A 19,574-nucleotide genomic window follows, 5' to 3' on the forward strand; every position below is an offset into this window, starting at 1 on the left:
ATCAAGGCGGGAAGCAGCTGTTCAGCCTGGTCAGGTAACGTCACTATTCTTCCTGATAGACCGTAATAGCGATCTCCGGGCACATGTTCGCACAGATCGCGCAGCCCGTGCATTTCGCAGTATCTATTGGGCTTGCAATAAAATACCCCACCTTGTTAAACTGCTTTGTCATCGCAATGACCTTCAAGGGACAAGCCTCAATGCAGTTGCCGCAGCCTTTGCATAATTCCCGGTCAATGACAATGCTGCCTTTCACCTCGTTCTCTCCAGAAGCTCTTCAGCGTGCCTGCGGGATATCTCGGTAACTGTTCCGCTCAGCATTCGCGCGATCTCGTCCTGCCGTTCTGTTCCTGAAAGCTCATGCACGGAAACGGAAACGCCGTTGGCCTTCTGCCTCTTCTCTATCTTCAGGTGATGGTCAGCCAGACTCGCGATCTGAGGCAGATGAGTAATACAGATGAGCTGGTGCTTCCCGGATATCCTGAGGAGCTTCCTGGCAACACTGTCAGCGGTCCTGCCGCCAATACCTGCATCCACTTCGTCAAAGATCAGGACAGGAACGTGGTCAACATCAGCCAGAATGCTCTTCAGGCTCAGCATGATCCTTGAGAGCTCACCGCCTGAAGCTATCTTTGCAAGCGGTTTGAGCGGTTCTCCGCTATTTGCGGAAAAGAGAAAATCGATCCGGTCGATCCCGTTGAAATTGATCCTGCATTTGCCCTCCTGATCAGTTTCCTGGCTTACCTCGATCCTGAATTGCGTGTTCGAGAAGGCCAGCTCTCTGAGGGTCTTTTCAATCAGGTCTTCTATCTTCTTCGCGGTTTTTTCCCGCTTTTCTGAAAGGGCACGGGCAACGGTCAGGAGGGCCTCAACATTTTTCTTGAGCTCTTCCTCAACCGCCAAAAGTCGCTCATCAAAGGCTCCAAGCGACTCCAGCTCCTCAGAAGCAGTTCTCTTATAATCCAGAATTGCCTCTATGCTCTCTCCATATTTTTTCTGCAGCCTCTTTATCTTTTCGAGCCGATCCTGTACCTCATCTATGCGCTCAGGATCAAGATCGTATTTATCCTTGAATACCCTCAGCGCAATTGCGGCATCTTCAAGAAGCGGCATTGCAGATTCTACCAGGCTCAGCGTATCAGCGATACTGGGATCAACAGCCTGCATATCCCGCAGTTTGCCGAGAACCTTGGCAAGGTTGTCAGTGCATGCACCGTCCTCCTCGTAAAGGAGCGCATATGCGGTTTCGGTCAGTTCCTTCAGACGGCTTAGATTAGAGAGGATCTTCCGCTCTTCTTCAAGCGTCTGCTTTTCCTCCGGCATCAACCCTGCTGATTCTATTTCATTGATCTGAAAGCTGAGAAGGTCTATTCTGTGAGCCCGCTCCTTGATCTTCTCGGCGAGTGCATTGAACTCTTCCCTGAGTGACTGCACAACAGCATAGAGCTCCCTCACCTGCTCTATCTCATGCGTATGGCCCCCATAGGAGTCAAGGATAAGCCGCTGCTTATCAGCCGTAAGGAGACTTTGATGTTCATGCTGACTGTGAATATCAACAAGGGATTTGCCCATCTCTGTCAGGGTCTGGAGCGTGACCATGGAATCGTTAATGTACGCCCTGCTTTTTCCTGAACTTGAGACGATCCTCCTGAGCACAATGCCCTCTGAAACGTCTATGCCGATCTCCGGCAATTCACTGGTATCTTCCAGTTCGAAGTATGCCTGAACCGTTGCTTCCTTTTCCCCTGCCTTGATCAGATCATTCTGGGCCCGATCACCCAGGGCAAGACCGAGAGCGTCAACGATGATCGATTTGCCTGCCCCTGTTTCTCCTGTCAGGACATTGAGCCCTTTTTCGAATCTGACCGTAAGATCATCGATGATCGCAAGGTTCCGGATGTTCAGTTCTTTCAGCATGGATACCTAAATATAGCACAAACAATGGAGATTATGGTCATAAGCATGTCTGCCTTCAGGCCTCCGCCAGATGCGGTTATTGCATGAAAAAATACTGGACAATTGCTATGGCGAAGACTATTGCGCCGGCAGGGATCGTCTTTCTGTATATCCCGGAAAGGTCTGCCCTAAAATATTCTCTTGTCAGTATCAGACATAGATGTACAGGAGAAAGGAGCACGCCGACAAAGCCCGAAACAAAGGCAAGAGACACCAGAGATAGCGGGGCCTGAGAACCGATACTGACAAGCAGGGGGAAGGTACTCCCCACAAACCCGACCGTATGGCCGGTCAGAAGTCCGGCAAGAAATGGAAGCAGGCAGAATACAGGCACCAAAGGAATACCATGCTCAATAAAAAACCTGCCCAGATCTTTCACTGCGCCTGAAGCGTCCATGGTTTCTTTGAAGAAAATAATGCCGGCAATCATAATGATCACGTCCCACGAAAAGCCGTATCTCACCGCAGCAAAGATCTGACGGCCGCTGTACCGACAGAGGATGAAGATAGGGATAAGCACAAGGAGCAAGGCATAATGAAGTTCAATGCCAACAACAATGACCAGGATCATCACAACTAAAATCGGCAGGAAATTCAGCCACGCTCTCCTGTTAAGGCGCGACACAGGCTCGTCTCTGTTCTGCAGGGGATGTCCGATACCTCTCATGCCATAAATAAATCCTGTCGCTACCAGAGCTGCCGCACAGACAGCATTTGTTATGGCCAGCCTGTTAAGCGGGATATGAGAAACAGCTGAGGCAAAAACGATCCCGGGGTACAGCGGGAGAATGCATTCCCAGGGATGCCTGAACCAGTAGTTAATAAAGGCCTTTTCCTCTTGGCTCATCTCCGTATCCCTGGTTGCCACCTCAACCATGGGAGCAGAGAAATAAGCGCCGCCAAGGGAAGGGAGCGTTCCTATCAGTAATGGCATCGATATGATGACAGCCTTCCTGGACCTGAAGGAACTTGTTATCGTATCCATCATGGCATTGAGAATATTTTGTTCCCTGAGAACCAGCTCAAATATCCTGATGAGCGATAAGGAGAGGAGAAGTTTGATGGCAATACTGCTGGCAACAACATTTCCGGCAATAACAAGGATATCTGACAGACTCATGCGATAGAGCAGGAACAAGGCCACTGAGGCAATGAACATTACATAGCCTATTCCGATCTTCCTCCTGAGCAGGCCGAGCATGAGGAAAAAAATAAGGGATATTTTTATAAGATCCGGCATTGTTAATTGTATCACAATCAGGGAATATGACGGGAGCGGGTCATTATGTAGCTTTGCGCGATATAGAGCCATACTTATGAGCTATTATCTCTGAATTTATCGATTATTCTTTCGTATTCTCAGAAAATTGTTATGCATAAGAATACGTGCTATCGCTGAAAAATAGCGGGCCACCCCTCCTTTTTATGCAATCGCAACACACGGCTCCCTAAAGAAATTGTTCCACGTGGAACAATCCTCGGACATTGACCATCACCCATAATGTTCCACGTGGAACAAAAAATGCCTTAAATTGTCGCCCCTCACTATGCTATAATGCATGCCCATGAACAAAGTGATATCCATTGTAAATCAAAAGGGCGGGGTAGGAAAAACAACTACAGCAGTTAATCTTGCTGCCTCTCTTGCACTGTCAGGAGAAAAGATACTCCTGATAGACCTTGACCCTCAGGGCAACTCAACCTCAGGGCTTGGCATAGTCAGGGATGAGGTCGAAAAAACCCTGTACAGCGTTATTGCGGGTGACTGCTCGCTTGCTGAGGCAGTAGTGCATACGCAGATAGAACAGCTTTTTCTGGTCCCTTCCAGCGCAGATCTGCTCGGAGCAGAAATTGAGCTCATCGAAAAAGATGGGCGAGAGGGTATTCTGGCCAAGACACTCGAAGACCTGAAGGATAGTTACCGGTACATATTCATAGATTGCCCCCCGTCTCTTGGCCTGCTGACCCTGAACGCTCTTGTTGCTTCTGACTCAGTTCTGGTTCCTGTTCAGTGCGAGTATTACGCTCTTGAGGGGTTGAGCATGCTGACAAAGACGATCCGGCGCATTCAGGCATCATTCAACCCTCGCCTTGACATCAAGGGCATTGTGCTGACCATGTTTGACACCAGGAACAATCTCGCTCATCAGGTAGTTGAAGAGGTGAGGAAGCATTTTGGGGATAAGGTATATCAGACGATGATCCCAAGAAATATTGCATTGGGCGAGGCTCCAAGTCATGGGAAGCCGGCAATGCTCTATGATATGAAGTCCAGGGGGGCTCAGAGCTATCTTGCCCTGGCAAAGGAGATATTACGTGAAGACAGCACTGGGTAGAGGGCTCGACGCCCTCATCCCTGATAAGGGAGAAAATATTACTCATATTGATCTAGATCGAATACTGCCGGGCAAGCAGCAGCCGAGAAAAGTATTCAATGAGAGCGCCTTGAATGAGCTTTCCGCATCTATAAAAGAAAAAGGGGTTCTGCAGCCGATCCTTGTTTCGAGGACTGGTGACGGCTCCTTTTATCTGATTGCCGGGGAAAGAAGATGGCGGGCTGCTACACTTGCCGGACTGAAAAAAATTCCGGCTATCATAAAGAATGTTGACTCACGAGACTCCCTCGAAATGGCATTGATCGAGAATATTCAGAGGGAGGAACTCAATCCGATCGAAACAGCTGAAGGCTTCAACCGCCTGCTGCTTGAGTTCAGCCTGACCCAGGAAGACCTTGCAGATAAGGTCGGCAAGGAAAGAGCAACGGTCGCAAACTACCTGAGGCTTCTCAAGCTGCCTTCAGAAATAAAGGATATGCTGTACGCAGGAAAGCTGAGCATGGGACATGCCAGGGCATTGCTGGCACTCGATGGCAGGATAAATCAGGTAGAAGCAGCCAGAAAGATCATAAAAAATGGGCTCAGCGTAAGAGAGGCAGAATTAATATCCAAAAAAACCAAGAAATCTGCTAAAATACCTCGCGATAATGACCCCCAGATCGCTTCTCTTGAGGAAAAGCTCTTGAGACACTTGGGAACAAAAGTTCATATTGCTCAGAAAAACAGAAAGAAGGGGAAAATAGAGATAGAATACTATTCTCTTGAGGAGCTTAACAGACTCCTTGACATATTAATGCAATGAACAACATTCTTATCACAGGTCTTCCCGGAGCGGGCAAAACAACGCTTATCAAGCGACTTTGTATTATTTTTAAGGAATTTAATCCTGTTGGCTTCGTGACCGATGAGGTTATGGACGAAGGAAGTGTTGCCGGCTTTGAAGTCAATAATCTCTATGGTGATAATAAGATCTTTGCCCATACAAAACTGAAGAGCAAGGTCAGTGTCGGTAAATATAAGGTTGATATCAAGGGATTTGAGACCTTTCTCGATCAGACCTTTTCCAGGGAAAAAAAGACCGGCCTCTATTTTATCGATGAGATCGGCAGAGCAGCATCAGAATCAAAAAAATTCGGCAAGATCATCCTGTCACTCCTTGACGCAAAAAAACCGGTTATTGCTTCTATTACAGACAAAGGGACCGGCCTCATCAGTGACATCAGGAAAAGGGAAGATGTCAGAATCTTCGAAGTCACTGAGCAGAACCGTGAGATTCGCCTGAAAGAACTTACCATGGTTATCAGGGACCTTCTGCTGGAATAAGCAGATATTCTGCAGCGTCTATGCCTCCTCTTGTCAGAACAGGAATTGACCTTATAGAAAAAAGATGGCCTGCAAAATTCAGGTATGCGAATATCGGTCTGCTTTTACATCCTGCTTCCATAACCAGTAACTTCTCGCATTCTGCTGATATCTGTTTCAGATCAAAGAAACTCAAGGTCTCAGCATTGTTCGGCCCTCAGCATGGCATTCGCGGCGAAACGCAGGACAATATGATCGAATGGGACAGTTTCAGGGACAGGAAAACCGGAATTCCTATTTATAGCCTGTACGGCAAAACGCGAAAACCATCGCCTGAGATGTTAAAGAATATAGACATTATGGTGATCGATCTTCAGGACGTAGGGGCCCGTTACTACACATTCATATGGACCATGGCGCTGGTTATGGAAGCCTGCAGGGAGCAGAATAAGGCTGTCGTCATTCTGGACAGGCCCAATCCGATAAACGGAAAAGCTATCGAAGGCCCTGTCCTTAATCCAGAATATTCATCATTTGTGGGTCTGCAAAGTCTTCCCGTCCGCCATGGCATGACCATCGGCGAATTAGGCCTTTATTTCAAGGATGCCTTTTATCCTGATCTATGCCTTGACATCCTCCCCATGCAGGGATGGGAAAGAGATATGTGGTTCGATAACACAGGTCTGCCATGGGTTCTCCCTTCGCCCAATATGCCGACATTGGAAACAGCAGCTGTGTACCCCGGAATGTGTCTGCTTGAAGGAACAAACATAAGCGAGGGAAGGGGAACTACCCGGCCATTCGAGATATTCGGCGCACCCTTTATTGACCCTGAAGCGCTGACAGCAGAACTTAAGGCTTTACACCTGCCAGGGGTTATTTTCAGGCCTATGCATTTTCTTCCGACCTTTCAGAAACATGCCGGGAAGCTTTGCGGCGGAGCCCAGATCCATCTGACAGACAGGGGAAAGTTCAGACCTTTCAAGACAGCTGCCGCAATTCTTAAGACTGTCCATGATCTTTACCCAGGAAAGTTCAGATGGAACAAGCCTCCCTATGAATACGAAAAAACCCTCCTGCCGATCGATATACTTGCAGGCACAGACCGCCTGAGAAAGGATATTGAAAACAGAACGTCCATTGATCAGATGGAGAAATGGTGGAATGATGACCTTCATGAGTTTAACAGTAATATCCGAAAGAACTATCTGATCTATTAGTGACTAAACTCAATGCGTTCATATTGGCGGCGGGGTATGGGGAGCGCCTCAAGCCGATCACAGACCACATTCCCAAGCCTCTCCTGCCGATCTGCGGCAAACCCATCATCGAAACGGTTCTTGACCGGATATCCTGCCTTTCACCAGACATCATTGCCATCAACACCTATCATAAATCAGAGCAGTTCGAGAACTGGCGATCCAATCACTCAACTTATTGTAATATAATCATTTTTAGAGAGACATCCCTGCTTGGCACAGGCGGGGCATTGAAGAATGCCGAGTCAATAGTAAAGAATTCGGTCTTTATTGCGCATAATGCAGACATCCTTACTGATATAGATCTTGAGACCCTGGTCAGAAGACATCTCGACTCAAAAAATATTGCGACGCTGGCGGTCCACAATCACGATAAATTCAACAATGTCTGGATCGACCATAGGGGCTTTCTCGGTTCTGTCGGAAGGGTGACAAAAGAACAAAACTCAGGATTATGTAAAATTGCATTCATGGGAATAGCGGTCTATGCCCCTGAGTTCCTCGATCACCTTCCCAAAGGGAATTCAAGTGTGGTTGATGCCTGGCTGAGATCAGTTGCTGCAGGGCATTCGATAGGAACAGTGGACTTTTCAGGCGCTGCCTGGACAGATATCGGAACGCCCGATGCATACGCAGCCGCAGTATTCGATGCCTTAAAAAAAGATGGTGAAACGATCTATCTGCACGGGTCCTTTGACTGCAGCAAGACTGAATTCTGCGGCATTGTAGCAATAGAAGAAGACGTTATCATTCAGGCACCTTCCTGCATCAGCAACTGCATTCTCTTGCCAGGAGCAAAGATAGCCACTGATACATCGATTGAGAACGTCATTATAGGCCCGGGATTCTCCATAGCCGTCAGCTCAAAACAAAGCAGAGAAACAATTCCCCTTACCCGATCAGTCAAAGACTGGTTTGGCCATAGCGAAGATTCTGCCAGTGTAGTCAGCACAGGTTCAGGGGGATCGGACAGGACCTATCACAGGATCAGCCACAACAACAGAACTGCAATACTGATGAACTGCAGAGAAAATGATCCGGATTACATCCGCCATATCACTTACACACAATTCTTCAGGACATGCTCACTCCCGGTTCCGGATATGTTCGCTGCTGATGAAGACCATAAGCAGGCTCTTTTTGAAGATCTCGGCGACCTGTCCCTGTACTCATGGCTTAAATGCAGAAGATCCCCTGATGAGATCGAAACCATGTACAAGAAGGTCCTCGATATCATTGTTCAGCTGCAGACCGTAGCAGCTGAACGCATTGACGAATGTCCGATGCTGAAGGAACGAATCTTTGATTATGAGCATCTCAGATGGGAAACAGGGTATTTCATGGAGCGATTTATTAATGGCATAAGAAAGATTAATAAGAAAGACCCGGACCTCATAGCCGAATTTGACAGACTTGCAAGAGAAGTTGATGCCTTTCCAAAAACCGTTCTTCACCGAGACTTTCAATCACAGAACATAATGGTCACAAAGGGCGGCATACCGCGCCTGATCGACTATCAGGGAGCACGTCTCGGCCCTGCAGCATATGATATAGCCTCCATGCTCTGGGACCCCTATTACCGGCTTGAAGACAGGCTGAGAGACAGGCTGATCGAATATTACATCGCGCGCATGGAGCAAGCCCAGACCTCCTTCCGTGAACATGATTTTAACAGATCGCTTCTTTTCTGCAGACTCCAGCGTCACATGCAGGCATTAGGTGCATACGGTTTTCTTTCCACCGAAAAAAACAAGCTCTATTTTCTCAAATATATTCCTCAGACAGTTGATTACCTGCAACAGGAAACCGCTCTGGCAAAAGACATCTTTCCTGCTCTCCATGCCCTGGCAGTGTCTCTATCATGAGAAGAACAACAGTCAATTTCGACGATATACAGAAGGCCCAGGAGGACACCGAGCGGGAGGCTTTTGACTATTTTTTGGACAGGAAGACAGGGGAAGTGATCATTCTTTCGCAGGATATCGTTAATAGGGCCTGGGAAATTCTATCAAGAACCTACGATGACATTGCTGACTTCGAAGATGTTGAACCTGACGAGATCCCTGATATCCCTGAATGGATGGAAGACGAGATAGAGCTTGCTCTGGATATTTTCATGAATGAGCACGATCACTATATAAGGATCCCGGAGCGGAACCCTGCGAAGACGTACGCTGCCATGACAGAATTCGCTATAACAGTCCGGGACCAGAACCTCAAAACCACTCTCTGCAGCGCGCTGGATGGCCCCGGCTCATTCAGAAAGTTCAAAGATGCTCTTGCAGCATTTCCAAAGCAAAAGAAGCTCTGGCATGGCTTTAATGCAAAGGCTTCCAGAAAAGAGATAGAGAACTGGCTCGGCATCTGCGGCATTGACTAACCCGCCTGCAAATGCCGCTTCTCCATTACCTGACTTTCAATCCTTACTCCTTATGCCTTACTATAGAACATACCATACTATTTCCGAATAACAATGAATTCCCTAAATGAAATAACTATATATAAAAGATTCGTAATAAGCATCAGCCTGATCGTTGTTCTGTCCTTTGTTGCTATCTTTACCGCTGCGACCCTGACAAACAGAACGCTTATCTATGAGCAGGCAGGCGCCGAAGCACGCGCACTCTTCACCAGTATTGTGATGGCCAGAAAATGGAACTCTCATTATGGCGGGGTCTATGTAGAGAAAACTCCCGGCATGCAATCAAATCCCTATCTTGTCAATCCTGACCTTACGACCACAGACGGTCGCGTATTCACCAAGAAAAATCCTGCCCTGATGACTCGCGAGATATCTGAGTTGGCGGACAAAGAAGGACTGTTCAGTTTCCATATCACAAGCCTCAAACCTCTCAATCCTGAAAATAGAGCCGATGCCTTTGAGCAGGAGGCACTGAAGGGCTTTTCGCAGGGAATAACAGAATATTTCCGTGATGAACAGAAACCGGGAAAAACCCTGTTCAGGTATATGGCCCCTCTCTATGTAGAATCGTCCTGTCTTGAATGCCACGCTCAGGAGGGGTATAAAGTCGGGGAAGTAAGGGGAGGCATCAGCGTTACCTTTGACATCTCTACCCTCCATCGCCTCAGAAAACTGAATACGCTGATTACCCTTTCTCTTGGCGCGGCAAGCACAGCTCTTCTGCTCGCTCTCGTCTTTGTCTTCACAAACAGACTGATGAAACAGATCGCACAAGCCCGTCAAAAGATAGAGACCATGGCAATCATTGATGAACTGACCAGCCTCTTTAATCGAAGGCATGTTCTCACCAGATTTAAGGAAGAGCTGGAAAGGGCTCAACGACTGAAAAAAGACATCGCCTGCATGATGATAGACATTGATCACTTTAAAGAAGTAAACGATACGTACGGCCATATGATAGGAGACAAGATATTGAAAGAGGCTGCTGCACTGATCATGGACTCGATACGGACCTATGATATCGCAGGCCGCTACGGCGGCGAGGAATTCCTTGTGGTACTTCCGGATACGGCCGCTGAACATGCTCTATCGCTTGCCGAAAGGCTCAGAATAAATGTTGAAGAAAACCTGTGCCTCCGCGCAGGCATAGTGGTCAAGAAACCGATAACGGTCAGCCTCGGTATTGCATCCCTGCGCTCAACAGACAAGACCGTTGACGATCTGCTGATGCGTTCCGATGACAGCCTTTACAAGGCAAAAAGGGAAGGCAGGAACAGAGTTGCCTGCATTATCATCGACGATTAAGGCGACTCGGGCGAAAACAGCCCTGTGCTGAGATACCGCTCTCCCCTGTCCGGGATGATCACAACGATCTTCTTTCCTCTGCCGAGCTTCCGTGCCACCCTGAGCGCGCCCCATATTGCAGCGCCAGAGGATATGCCGGGAAGGATCCCCTCTTTTATGGCCAGAGCCCTGGCGGTCCCGGCAGCGTCGCTGTCAGCAACTGCGATCACTTCATCATAGATCTTTGTATTCAGAACCCCGGGCACAAAACCTGCCCCTATGCCGGCAATCTTGTGCGGTCCGGCACTCCCGCCTGACAGCACAGGAGATGCAGCCGGCTCGACAGCAGCGATCCAGACATCCTGCTTCTTCTCTCTGAAAACCATGCCGACGCCTGTGATCGTACCTCCTGTCCCAACCCCTGCAACAAATCCGTCCGGAACGCAGCCCAGATCGTTCAGGATCTCGACTGCAGTTGTCTTCATATGAACATCAGGATTGGCGCAATTCTCAAATTGCTGCGGCATGAAATAAGACCGGTTTTCAACGCTTATCTCTGTTGCCCTGTCTACCGCCCCTTTCATGCCCTTTTTCCCCTCAGTAAGAACAAGCTCTGCTCCGTAAGCCTGGAGAAGCTGCCTCCGCTCCATGGACATTGTTTCCGGCATCGTCAGAATAAGCTTGTACCCTTTGACCGCAGCAACCATGGCAAGCCCTATGCCTGTATTCCCGCTCGTAGGTTCAATAATGGTCCCGCCCGGCTTAAGCTTTCCCTCACGCTCAGCCGTCTCGACCATGGCAAGCGCAATCCTGTCCTTGACAGATCCCCCTGGATTGAATCCTTCAAGCTTGGCCCATATCTCAGCATCATCAGGCCCTGTCATTCTGCTAATCTTCACCAAGGGTGTATTACCGATCATCGAAAGAACTTCACTATGCAGCTTCATGTTTCCTCCCTGCTCCATACGGTCTATTTATTATTGCCGATCAGCGCCAAGCCTGATTATATCACAGGAAATAACCCCTATTCTCAGAATGACAACAATAAGGTAGAATCAACTATGGCAAAACGGATCATAAAATCCTCCGGCATGAATGAGGACTTTGAGATCAGCAAACTGATCAACTCCCTTATACGTTCAGGCGCTCCTTCTGAAGTCGCCTTTGAGATAGCCAAAGAAATAGAAAAAGAGCTCCCGCCGAAAGCACGTACCGAAGAGATCTTCAGACAGGCGAGAAAGCTGCTGCGAAAACACAATGTTGCATCAGGCATGCGGTACTCAATAAAGAAAGCGATATTCGCTCTCGGTCCCTCAGGATATCCCTTTGAGCGGTATTTTGGAAAGATCATGGCACACCACGGGTACACGGTTGAAACTAACCGGATCGTCAAGGGGTACTGTGTAGATCATGAGGTCGACGTTATTGCCCGCACCAACAATGCCTATTCTGTCATTGAATGCAAATACCACAGTGACGCGGGCAAGGCTACGGACGTCAAGATAGCACTCTACGTTCATGCCCGTTTTATGGATATCAAAAAAGCTGCGGATATGCGCTCAGAAAAGCGCATGGCATTTCATAACGGCTGGCTTGTTACCAACACCCGCTGTACGATAGATGCCATACGCTATGCCGAATGTGTTGGTCTTAAGATCGTAAGCTGGAGGTATCCTGAGAAAAACAGTCTTGAACGAATGATCGAGGACAAGAGGCTCTACCCGGTCACGATCCTGCATTCTGTCCGAAAAAACATGCTCGACACCCTTTTCAGGGCAGATATTATACTTGCGCAGGATATCGCGGACATGCCTGAGGAGGTCTTTGCAAATAAGAGCGGACTGGATCAGCAGACCGCAACGGTCCTAAAGCGCGAAGCCGATGAGATCTGCCCATGCACGAATGCAGATAACGTCGTAACATTGGGAACACGAGGGCAATATGAGAAGGGTTTGTAATAACTTTCGGAGGCAAGGCGTGCCTACAGGCACGTCGCAGTGACGAATTTTGAAGCGCAACGAAGCGTACGGTCTTTTTACGAAGCCTTCAACTCTTGATAAGATTTTGCCCTGCATGCATAATGTCATATCATACTTTTTGAAAGGGGTACAATAATGAAACTTTTTCTCACCGCATTAAGTCTTCTTCTCCTTGCTGGCTTTGCCTCCGCAGAATCTCAGGAACTGAAAACCGATAAGGACAAGCTCAGCTACAGCATGGGAGTTGCCACAGGCATACAGATGAAACGGCAGTCTGTCGATGTTGATGTTGATATGTTCGCAAAAGGCCTCAGAGATTTTGTGTCGGGGAGCAAGCTCCAGATGACAGAACAGCAGGTTCAGGAGACCCTGATGAAGTTCCAGCAGGAAATGACTGCCAGGCAGGCAGAAAAGAATAAACTGCTTGCGGAAAACAACAAAAAAGAGGGAGAAGCCTTCCTCGCTGAAAACAGGAAAAAAGATGGGGTGAAAACCCTGCCAAGCGGTCTTCAGTACAAAGTCATCACAGAAGGATCAGGCAAAATGCCAAAGGAAAGTGATACCATTACAGCCCATTATCGCGGAACCCTGATCGACGGCACTGAGTTCGACAGCTCCCTCAAACGCGGGCAGCCCGTAACGTTTCCGGTAAAGGGTGTTATCAAGGGATGGACAGAGGCATTACAGCTCATGAAAGTAGGCTCAAAATGGCAGCTCTTTATTCCTTCTGAACTTGCCTATGGGGAACGCGCCGCAGGACAGCAAATCGGCCCGAATGCTGCCCTGATATTCGACGTTGAGCTAATTTCGATCAGCGATCCTGCTGAAAAGAAAGAGACCAAGTAACAAAAAGACAACCCCGGGGAGCGGATACAGACAGGGGGACTGGCAGATAAAGCCAGTCCCCCTGTTTTCATTCATAATGTCTCCACTAATCAGCAGTTGTCCCGCCTGGAAGACCGGCCTACGTTATCTTCTCCCCGATCACCAGCACCGTCTCAGGGAGGTCTTTTACCTGAATATTCTTGTACCCGGTCTCTTTCAGCCATTTCTTTATTTCAGCAGGGCTGTAACAGCGTCCCGACTCAGTGCCGACCAGCATATTCACAGAAAAAAGTGCGCTCTGCGGAGGCCGGGTCAGTTCATCGTTGATCAGAAACTCCTGGACAACAACGCGCCCCCGTGGATTCAGGGCAGCATGACATTTGCGCAATAGGCTGAGATTCTCCTGAGCAGAAAAGGCATGAAAGATCTGGCTCAGCAGGACCAGATCATACCCGGAACCAATAGCATCTGCATGGAAATTACCCGCAATGAACCTGATACCCTTTGCCCCTTCTCTCCGCACGACCTTTCTGGCAATGCGTATCGTCTCAGGGAGATCGAATATGGTTGCCTTGACACCTCTCTTTGTCATGGCAATTGCGTTCGTGCCCGGCCCGCCGCCAAGATCCAGCATACTCTTAACACCCCTGACTCCTGCAGCCCTGATAAGACCCTCTGCCCTCAGGACCGTCAGGTTATGCATGCCCAGTATGAACGACTCATGATCAAAACCGCGGCGCGCAGGACGCCCGGTACTGACAACCTCATCAAGGGCCGAGAAGTTCTGCCACATCGTAGAGGCATGGCGCACAATATCCCCCTGATACAGGCGGCTCCCCCTGACAAGAAAGCTGTTTGCTGCCGGGCTATTGCGGTAAATACCCTTCAGGCTCTTGCGTATAAGCCCGAGCCCGGTGAGCGCATCGAGGAGTATCTTTGTAGCACGGAGGTCGGTTCCAAGTCTCCCTGCCACAGCAGCTCCTGACAGCGGCCTCCTGAGTTGCTCAAACAGCCCGATATTATTCGCGGTCAGAACAACACGCGCTGAAGTAAATCCCAGATACAACTTTCTCAGAGCAGCAAGATCGTCAGTTATCATTGATCAATTATATCACGGCAGACGAATAAGGGATTGCAAAGACTTCGAATGGAGAGTTAGGTGAGAAGTAAGAGAAGACCGTCAAATAATGTTCGCTATCCGATCTTCTCCTTCCCCATATATGACCGCAGCACCTCAGGTATGATCACAGAACCGTCTTTCTGCTGATAATTTTCGAGTATGGCAACAAGCGTCCTTCCGATCGCAAGGCCTGAACCATTCAGGGTATGCACGAACTCGGTGCCCTTTTTCCCTTCGCGCTTGAAGCGGATACCTGCCCTGCGTGCCTGAAAATCAACAAAGTTAGAACACGACGATATTTCCCTGTACCTGTTCTGACCGGGAAGCCAAACTTCAATATCATAGGTCTTTGCAGAGGAAAAGCCGAGGTCACCTGAACATAAGGCTACAACCCTGTACGGAAGCCCCAGGGCCTGAAGGATCTCCTCTGCATTGTTTGTCAGCTTTTCAAGTTCGCCAAAGGAATCTTCCGGCTTCGCGAACTTGACCAGCTCAACCTTGTTGAACTGATGCTGCCGTATTAGACCTCTCGTATCCTTGCCATGGGAGCCGGCCTCTCTTCTAAAGCAGGGTGTATATGCCGTGTAGTAGATCGGCAGGTCTGCCTCCTGAAGAATCTCGTCGCGATGGATATTGGTCACCGGCACCTCTGCAGTCGGAATGAGGTAAAATTCAGGGTCAGATATCCTGAAAAGCTCAGCCTCGAACTTCGGAAGCTGGCCGGTCCCGGTCATGCTTTCCCGGTTCACCAAAATAGGAGGAAAGATCTCCCTATATCCCTTGCCGGTATGAGTATCGAGCATGAAGTTCATCAGAGAGCGCTCAAGCCTGGCGCCAGCTCCCTTCATGACCGAAAAGCGGGCCCCTGATATCTTCGCTCCTCTTTCAAAATCAATGATATCCAGAGGCTCCGCAATATCCCAGTGGTTCAATGGCTCGAAATCAAACTGGCGTACTGCACCCCATTTTCTGATCTCGACATTCTCGTTCTCATCCTTGCCAAGGGGAACTGATTCGTCAGGGATATTGGGTATGGTAAGAAGCAGTGCCCTTGTTTCCGCCTCAAGGTCTTTTAGCCGCTCATCCAGATCTTTCAGGCGATCTGAAACACCCTTCATCTCTTCAAGTTGAGCTGCTGCATCTTCCTTCCGGCGCTTAAGCTTTCCTATTTCCTCAGAGACGACATTCCGTCTGTTTCTGAGGTCCTCTGTCTCCTTGAGCACCGCCATCCTCTTTTCGTCTATGGCAAGAAATGCAGCGAGCGGGAATTCATAGCCTCTTTTTTTCAGGCCATCCCCGACAGATTCAACGTTCTCCCTTACAAAGCGTGCATCAAGCATGAGAAATGCGCTCCAACAGCTTACTTAACTACGCCGTCAGAAAATACGATGCTGTCAAACTTCCTTTTGAGTGTTTTGCTCTCAAAATTTTTCATCTCCATGCCCGGACGAAAGGTCATGGTCTTCCCTTTTGTAACTTTCATCTCAGGGACAGCCACCCAGGTCTTCTTTCCTCCCTGCTCAAGCTGAACATAGGTATACCCCGCACTGTCCATGGTATCGACAACCTTGCCGGTCAATCCTGCAGGCTCTTCCGAGGCCTTCTTCTCTGTTTTTGCCTTCTTTGCAGCAGGCTTGGGATCAGCAGCTCCTGACAACCCTGCCACCGAAAATAAAAACGATACAACACAAACTGCTGTTAAAATCTTCTTCATGATTTCTCCTTATCCAAGACGGTGATAGAAGGGAGCTACGCAGAGACTGGCCGCACAAGCCTGAGTATTTCTGTCAAGACAAGCCCTTCCCGACATTACGAAATATTATACCATAGATATGGGACAGCAGTTTGCCATGGCAAGTTGCCTTTACCATGTCCGAAAATGTCCGACAAAGATGGTATAGTATCAAAATCATGAGCATCTTTTCTGTTTCGTCCGCAAAGGAAAAAACCCTCAGGGAAAGTATGGAAGCTCTTCATATCCGTGAAGAGGATATCGAGGAGTCGTTTATCCGCTCCAGCGGGAAAGGCGGCCAGCATGTAAACAAGACCTCCACCTGTGTGTATCTTAAGCACCTGCCGACAGGCATAGAGGTCAAATGCCAGGAAGCGCGGTCCCAGGCACTGAACCGCTATCGCGCCCGTCTCCTGCTCATACAGAAAATTGATGAACTGATCAGAGGGAAGGAAAGCGCTGAACAACAGCGCATAGAGAAGATCCGGAGACAGAAGAGAAAACGGTCTAAACGGTCCAAGGAAAAGATGCTGGCCGATAAAAAGATCGTCTCGAAAAAGAAAGAGTTCCGCTCTCCGGTGAGAAACAATGAAGCATGATCTTCTCAATATATACCGAAAACTCTTTGCAGCCTTCGGTCACCAGCACTGGTGGCCGGGAGACTCTCCTTTCGAGGTCGCCGTAGGGGCAATTCTAACCCAGAATACCAATTGGTCCAATGTAGAAAAAGCAATTGCAAATCTGAAGAGAGAAAAAGCGCTTTCTGCAGAAAAGCTCCATCGTATGCCTGCTTTGCATCTTGCCGGTCTTATTCGGCCCGCAGGATATTTCAATGTCAAGGCAAAGCGCCTGAAAAACTTTATAGATCTTCTGCATGAGGAATATCAGGGAAGCATGACAGGGATGGCGGCAGAAACACTTCCGGCTATAAGAAAAAAACTCCTGTCCGTCAACGGCATTGGACCTGAAACCGCTGATTCAATTATTCTCTATGCCCTTGAAAAGCCGGTTTTTGTGATCGATGCCTATACAAAAAGAATCCTTTCCCGCCATGCTATAATACACAATGCTGAATCCTATGAAACCTGTCAGGAGTTGTTTCATACAAAGCTCCGGAACGATGTATCCCTGTTCAATGAATACCATGCACTTATTGTCAGGCTTGCCAAGGATTTCTGCAGACCTGATCCCCGCTGTTCAGGCTGTCCGCTCGAAAGGATATAACAGTGGTTAGGATAGTGACTCAGCTGCTGGTAGGCCTTATGCTTCTGTTTGCCGTGCTTACACTCTTTCCTAAGGCCTATATCGAATTCAAGGCCGGGAAACAGGGAAAGGGAATACTGTCACTATTGCTCGGTTTCGCTGCTGCCTTCTTCTCCCTGATGGCCTTTTATCATGCCTATCTGATTGTCAGTCAGTAACGATTCGTCGGCCTCGGCCTCAAACTTCATCGTCTGATCCGTTCCTGAAGCAAGGGCAATTTTATCATGCAATAGCGCGCTTTGAGGCAGAGCCCCACCTTCAATGACTGTTTCAAAACGGCTGAGAATATTCCTTATTCCATCGTCAAACTCTTTTCGATTCATCTTCAGCTCTGCGATCTCTTCATTGATCTGAAGCGCTCTGTCATGAGCTTCCTTGAGCAGGTCCCGCACACTCTCCCCTGCCTTCTCTATCAGATTATCGGCCTCTCTTCGTGCAAGGATCTTGTATTCCTCTGACATCTGATGGGCATCCTGAACCGTTCTGCTCAAGAGATTCCGCATCTCCCAAAATCGTTGTACCTCAGCATCGGCCTTATGGATCTGCTCCTTAAGCGCCGCATTCTCCCTCAGCAGATCTTCGAGCTCTTCCCGGATCTGCTCAAGAAAACTTGAGACCTCTTCAGGATGAAATCCCCTGAATTGCATCGGGAAGCGCCTTGTTTCTATGTCTATCGGCGTTATTCTCATCGTGCCCTATTATAATACAAATCCCGCGGCTTGACCGCCCTCATTGCAGAGCACTCTTATCAACGATCACCAGATGTCTGATGCTCTGCTCAAAGGGCAGGACCAGATCCTCTATCGTTAGGGCAGATCTTTCAAGACCCCTGAGCTCATCTTCCAGCTTCGGTCCTTTGCTCAGAATAAGAACGCCCCTCTGATCCAGGAGCCTCTCCGCCTTTTTTATAAACTCACCCACGCTGAAGAGCGCTCTTGTGACCGCTGCGTCAACAAGCAGATCGCGAACGTCCTCAACCCTCATGTTCATTATTTTCGTATTTCTCAACATGAGCACCCGCTGCATATGTTCAAGGAAGAGAGCTTTTTTTTGCACAGGCTCGATAAGAACCATCTCTATATCAGACCTCATGATCCTGATCGGCAGACCGGGAAACCCTGCGCCGCTGCCTATATCCGCAATGCTCTTTACCGAGGGAGGAAGAATTTTCAGAAAGAGGAGTGAGTCAAGAAAATGCTTTACGACAATATCAACATCTGTCTTCAGGGCTGTGAGGTTATAGGCCCGATTCCATTTCTTGAGTTCTGACAGGTAGATGAGAAATTGGGTTATCTGCTTTTCGGTAAAGGGAATATCGAGAATCTTAAGCCCATCTCTCAAGAGAACGTCAGCGGCTTCTTTAGACATGATTACTCTCTGAAATCTGACCGACCGGCCCAGACCAGTTTCACTTCCCGCTTGTCATCGAACAACAAAAAGCGATACTTGTCAGGCAAAGGCTTGTCTGTCTCAATAAGCTTCAGTATCTCCCATTTTACGTTGTTAGTGAGTTCCATAATATTGCCAGAATTCTATCATAACGGCGCTTCCTTTCCCCCTCACCCCTACCCTCTCCCTCATGGCGAGGGTAAAACATGGGAGCCAGAAAATCCTGCTTCAATTTAGTCAATTTCTTCTTCGATTCCCTCTACCTCTGGGAAAGGGTTAGGGTGAGGGTCATTCTTCTGTCTTTTCAAGAACCTGCTTAATAGCCTCCAGAACTCCATCCATATTGCCCATAACTTCATTGTTCCAAAATCGCACAACCTCATATCCGTTCGTTCGAAGAAAATCATCGCGATATTGATCGTAATCTTTCCTCTCCGCATGCTGGCCACCGTCAACCTCGACAATCAGCTTAGAGCCTTCACATAGAAAGTCTGCTACATACGGCCCAACCGGCACCTGCCTGCGAAACTTCAAACCTTGCTGCCCTCTGTTTCTTAGTTTCTGCCAAAGGATTTTTTCAGCGTCGGTCTGATTCCTTCGCAGCAGGCGTGCCTTTTGAGTATTATTCACCCCTCACCTTACTCCACAAGAATTGGTAGAACTTGCAGCCAACCGTTCTCCCCTCACCCCTACCCTCTCCCTCATGG

The 19,574-nt window shown here is 48.5% G+C and carries 22 protein-coding genes; 11 read left to right on the plus strand and 11 right to left on the minus strand.

Annotated elements, in window-relative coordinates:
- Positions 1-43: 43 nt before the first annotated feature.
- From HZB62_08255 to HZB62_08265, 3 genes are all read right to left on the minus strand, one after another.
- A complete protein-coding gene (locus tag HZB62_08255; protein ID MBI5075137.1) occupies positions 44-256 on the minus strand; it encodes a 4Fe-4S binding protein in 213 nt (70 codons plus the stop codon).
- Entirely contained in the window at positions 253-1,917 is a 1,665-nt protein-coding gene (recN, locus tag HZB62_08260) for a DNA repair protein RecN (GenBank protein MBI5075138.1), read from the minus strand. The genes HZB62_08255 and recN overlap by 4 nt, the downstream gene beginning before the upstream one ends.
- A gap of 76 nt (positions 1,918-1,993) precedes the next feature.
- Positions 1,994-3,196, minus strand: a complete 1,203-nt coding sequence (locus tag HZB62_08265; GenBank protein MBI5075139.1) for a DUF401 family protein — start codon at positions 3,194-3,196, stop codon at positions 1,994-1,996.
- Between the two features lie 325 nt (positions 3,197-3,521).
- On the opposite strand from HZB62_08265, the gene HZB62_08270 reads away from it, so the two are divergent.
- From HZB62_08270 to HZB62_08300, 7 genes are all read left to right on the plus strand, one after another.
- Positions 3,522-4,292, plus strand: a complete 771-nt coding sequence (locus tag HZB62_08270) for a ParA family protein (GenBank protein ID MBI5075140.1) — start codon at positions 3,522-3,524, stop codon at positions 4,290-4,292.
- Entirely contained in the window at positions 4,273-5,094 is an 822-nt protein-coding gene (locus tag HZB62_08275; protein ID MBI5075141.1) for a ParB/RepB/Spo0J family partition protein, read from the plus strand. The genes HZB62_08270 and HZB62_08275 overlap by 20 nt, the downstream gene beginning before the upstream one ends.
- On the plus strand, positions 5,091-5,615 hold the full coding sequence (locus tag HZB62_08280) for a hypothetical protein (GenBank protein MBI5075142.1): 525 nt from the start codon (positions 5,091-5,093) through the stop codon (positions 5,613-5,615). The genes HZB62_08275 and HZB62_08280 overlap by 4 nt, the downstream gene beginning before the upstream one ends.
- Before the next feature lie 20 nt (positions 5,616-5,635).
- Positions 5,636-6,814, plus strand: a complete 1,179-nt coding sequence (locus HZB62_08285) for a DUF1343 domain-containing protein (protein ID MBI5075143.1) — start codon at positions 5,636-5,638, stop codon at positions 6,812-6,814.
- Positions 6,814-8,718 (plus strand): phosphotransferase, encoded by a 1,905-nt coding sequence (locus HZB62_08290; protein MBI5075144.1) that lies wholly within the window; start codon positions 6,814-6,816, stop codon positions 8,716-8,718. The genes HZB62_08285 and HZB62_08290 overlap by 1 nt, the downstream gene beginning before the upstream one ends.
- Positions 8,715-9,233, plus strand: a complete 519-nt coding sequence (locus HZB62_08295) for a hypothetical protein (GenBank protein MBI5075145.1) — start codon at positions 8,715-8,717, stop codon at positions 9,231-9,233. The genes HZB62_08290 and HZB62_08295 overlap by 4 nt, the downstream gene beginning before the upstream one ends.
- Before the next feature lie 93 nt (positions 9,234-9,326).
- Entirely contained in the window at positions 9,327-10,580 is a 1,254-nt protein-coding gene (locus HZB62_08300) for a diguanylate cyclase (protein MBI5075146.1), read from the plus strand.
- Here HZB62_08300 and cysK read toward each other — a convergent pair.
- Positions 10,577-11,506, minus strand: coding sequence for a cysteine synthase A (cysK, locus tag HZB62_08305; protein MBI5075147.1), 930 nt, complete (start codon positions 11,504-11,506; stop codon positions 10,577-10,579). The genes HZB62_08300 and cysK overlap by 4 nt on opposite strands.
- Here cysK and HZB62_08310 point away from each other — a divergent pair.
- Positions 11,495-12,517, plus strand: coding sequence for a restriction endonuclease (locus tag HZB62_08310; GenBank protein ID MBI5075148.1), 1,023 nt, complete (start codon positions 11,495-11,497; stop codon positions 12,515-12,517). The genes cysK and HZB62_08310 overlap by 12 nt on opposite strands.
- Positions 12,518-12,673: 156 nt before the next feature.
- Positions 12,674-13,384 carry an FKBP-type peptidyl-prolyl cis-trans isomerase gene (locus tag HZB62_08315; GenBank protein ID MBI5075149.1) on the plus strand — a complete coding sequence of 237 codons (711 nt, stop codon included), beginning with the start codon at positions 12,674-12,676 and terminating at the stop codon, positions 13,382-13,384.
- Between the two features lie 118 nt (positions 13,385-13,502).
- Here HZB62_08315 and HZB62_08320 read toward each other — a convergent pair whose 3' ends face one another.
- From HZB62_08320 to HZB62_08330, 3 genes are all read right to left on the minus strand, one after another.
- Positions 13,503-14,462, minus strand: a complete 960-nt coding sequence (locus HZB62_08320; protein ID MBI5075150.1) for a methyltransferase domain-containing protein — start codon at positions 14,460-14,462, stop codon at positions 13,503-13,505.
- A 95-nt stretch (positions 14,463-14,557) separates the two neighbouring features.
- Positions 14,558-15,823 (minus strand): serine--tRNA ligase, encoded by a 1,266-nt coding sequence (serS, locus tag HZB62_08325; GenBank protein ID MBI5075151.1) that lies wholly within the window; start codon positions 15,821-15,823, stop codon positions 14,558-14,560.
- Positions 15,824-15,843: 20 nt separating this feature from the next.
- Complete coding sequence (locus HZB62_08330) at positions 15,844-16,197, minus strand: hypothetical protein (protein MBI5075152.1); 354 nt, start codon at positions 16,195-16,197, stop codon at positions 15,844-15,846.
- A gap of 197 nt (positions 16,198-16,394) precedes the next feature.
- On the opposite strand from HZB62_08330, the gene HZB62_08335 reads away from it, so the two are divergent.
- The gene (locus tag HZB62_08335) at positions 16,395-16,814 is read left to right on the plus strand and encodes a peptide chain release factor-like protein (GenBank protein MBI5075153.1); all 420 of its coding nucleotides are present in this window, start codon (positions 16,395-16,397) and stop codon (positions 16,812-16,814) included.
- Positions 16,804-17,439, plus strand: coding sequence for an endonuclease III domain-containing protein (locus tag HZB62_08340; GenBank protein MBI5075154.1), 636 nt, complete (start codon positions 16,804-16,806; stop codon positions 17,437-17,439). Before HZB62_08335 ends, HZB62_08340 begins: the two co-directional genes overlap by 11 nt.
- Before the next feature lie 122 nt (positions 17,440-17,561).
- Here the strand turns inward: HZB62_08340 and HZB62_08345 are convergent, their stop codons facing one another.
- The 4 genes from HZB62_08345 to HZB62_08360 form a co-directional block, all read right to left on the minus strand.
- Positions 17,562-18,167, minus strand: coding sequence for a DivIVA domain-containing protein (locus HZB62_08345; GenBank protein ID MBI5075155.1), 606 nt, complete (start codon positions 18,165-18,167; stop codon positions 17,562-17,564).
- Positions 18,168-18,207: 40 nt separating this feature from the next.
- Positions 18,208-18,846 carry a 16S rRNA (guanine(527)-N(7))-methyltransferase RsmG gene (gene rsmG, locus HZB62_08350; protein MBI5075156.1) on the minus strand — a complete coding sequence of 213 codons (639 nt, stop codon included), beginning with the start codon at positions 18,844-18,846 and terminating at the stop codon, positions 18,208-18,210.
- Positions 18,847-18,848: 2 nt separating this feature from the next.
- Positions 18,849-18,995 (minus strand): hypothetical protein, encoded by a 147-nt coding sequence (locus tag HZB62_08355; protein ID MBI5075157.1) that lies wholly within the window; start codon positions 18,993-18,995, stop codon positions 18,849-18,851.
- Between the two features lie 160 nt (positions 18,996-19,155).
- Positions 19,156-19,497 carry an endonuclease domain-containing protein gene (locus HZB62_08360; protein ID MBI5075158.1) on the minus strand — a complete coding sequence of 114 codons (342 nt, stop codon included), beginning with the start codon at positions 19,495-19,497 and terminating at the stop codon, positions 19,156-19,158.
- Positions 19,498-19,574: the final 77 nt, after the last annotated feature.

This window comes from Nitrospirota bacterium, from assembly GCA_016214855.1.
Classification (GTDB): domain Bacteria; phylum Nitrospirota; class Thermodesulfovibrionia; order Thermodesulfovibrionales; family UBA6898; genus UBA6898.

Coding starts and splice junctions, on each gene's coding strand:
- recN (MBI5075138.1), bottom strand. CDS start 1,917: ATGCTGAAAGAACTGAACATCCGGAACCTTGCGATCATCGATGATCTT.
- HZB62_08265 (MBI5075139.1), bottom strand. CDS start 3,196: ATGCCGGATCTTATAAAAATATCCCTTATTTTTTTCCTCATGCTCGGC.
- HZB62_08270 (MBI5075140.1), top strand. CDS start 3,522: ATGAACAAAGTGATATCCATTGTAAATCAAAAGGGCGGGGTAGGAAAA.
- HZB62_08280 (MBI5075142.1), top strand. CDS start 5,091: ATGAACAACATTCTTATCACAGGTCTTCCCGGAGCGGGCAAAACAACG.
- HZB62_08285 (MBI5075143.1), top strand. CDS start 5,636: ATGCCTCCTCTTGTCAGAACAGGAATTGACCTTATAGAAAAAAGATGG.
- HZB62_08295 (MBI5075145.1), top strand. CDS start 8,715: ATGAGAAGAACAACAGTCAATTTCGACGATATACAGAAGGCCCAGGAG.
- HZB62_08300 (MBI5075146.1), top strand. CDS start 9,327: ATGAATTCCCTAAATGAAATAACTATATATAAAAGATTCGTAATAAGC.
- HZB62_08310 (MBI5075148.1), top strand. CDS start 11,495: ATGCAGCTTCATGTTTCCTCCCTGCTCCATACGGTCTATTTATTATTG.
- cysK (MBI5075147.1), bottom strand. CDS start 11,506: ATGAAGCTGCATAGTGAAGTTCTTTCGATGATCGGTAATACACCCTTG.
- HZB62_08315 (MBI5075149.1), top strand. CDS start 12,674: ATGAAACTTTTTCTCACCGCATTAAGTCTTCTTCTCCTTGCTGGCTTT.
- HZB62_08320 (MBI5075150.1), bottom strand. CDS start 14,462: ATGATAACTGACGATCTTGCTGCTCTGAGAAAGTTGTATCTGGGATTT.
- serS (MBI5075151.1), bottom strand. CDS start 15,823: ATGCTTGATGCACGCTTTGTAAGGGAGAACGTTGAATCTGTCGGGGAT.
- HZB62_08330 (MBI5075152.1), bottom strand. CDS start 16,197: ATGAAGAAGATTTTAACAGCAGTTTGTGTTGTATCGTTTTTATTTTCG.
- HZB62_08335 (MBI5075153.1), top strand. CDS start 16,395: ATGAGCATCTTTTCTGTTTCGTCCGCAAAGGAAAAAACCCTCAGGGAA.
- HZB62_08340 (MBI5075154.1), top strand. CDS start 16,804: ATGAAGCATGATCTTCTCAATATATACCGAAAACTCTTTGCAGCCTTC.
- HZB62_08345 (MBI5075155.1), bottom strand. CDS start 18,167: ATGAGAATAACGCCGATAGACATAGAAACAAGGCGCTTCCCGATGCAA.
- rsmG (MBI5075156.1), bottom strand. CDS start 18,846: ATGTCTAAAGAAGCCGCTGACGTTCTCTTGAGAGATGGGCTTAAGATT.
- HZB62_08355 (MBI5075157.1), bottom strand. CDS start 18,995: ATGGAACTCACTAACAACGTAAAATGGGAGATACTGAAGCTTATTGAG.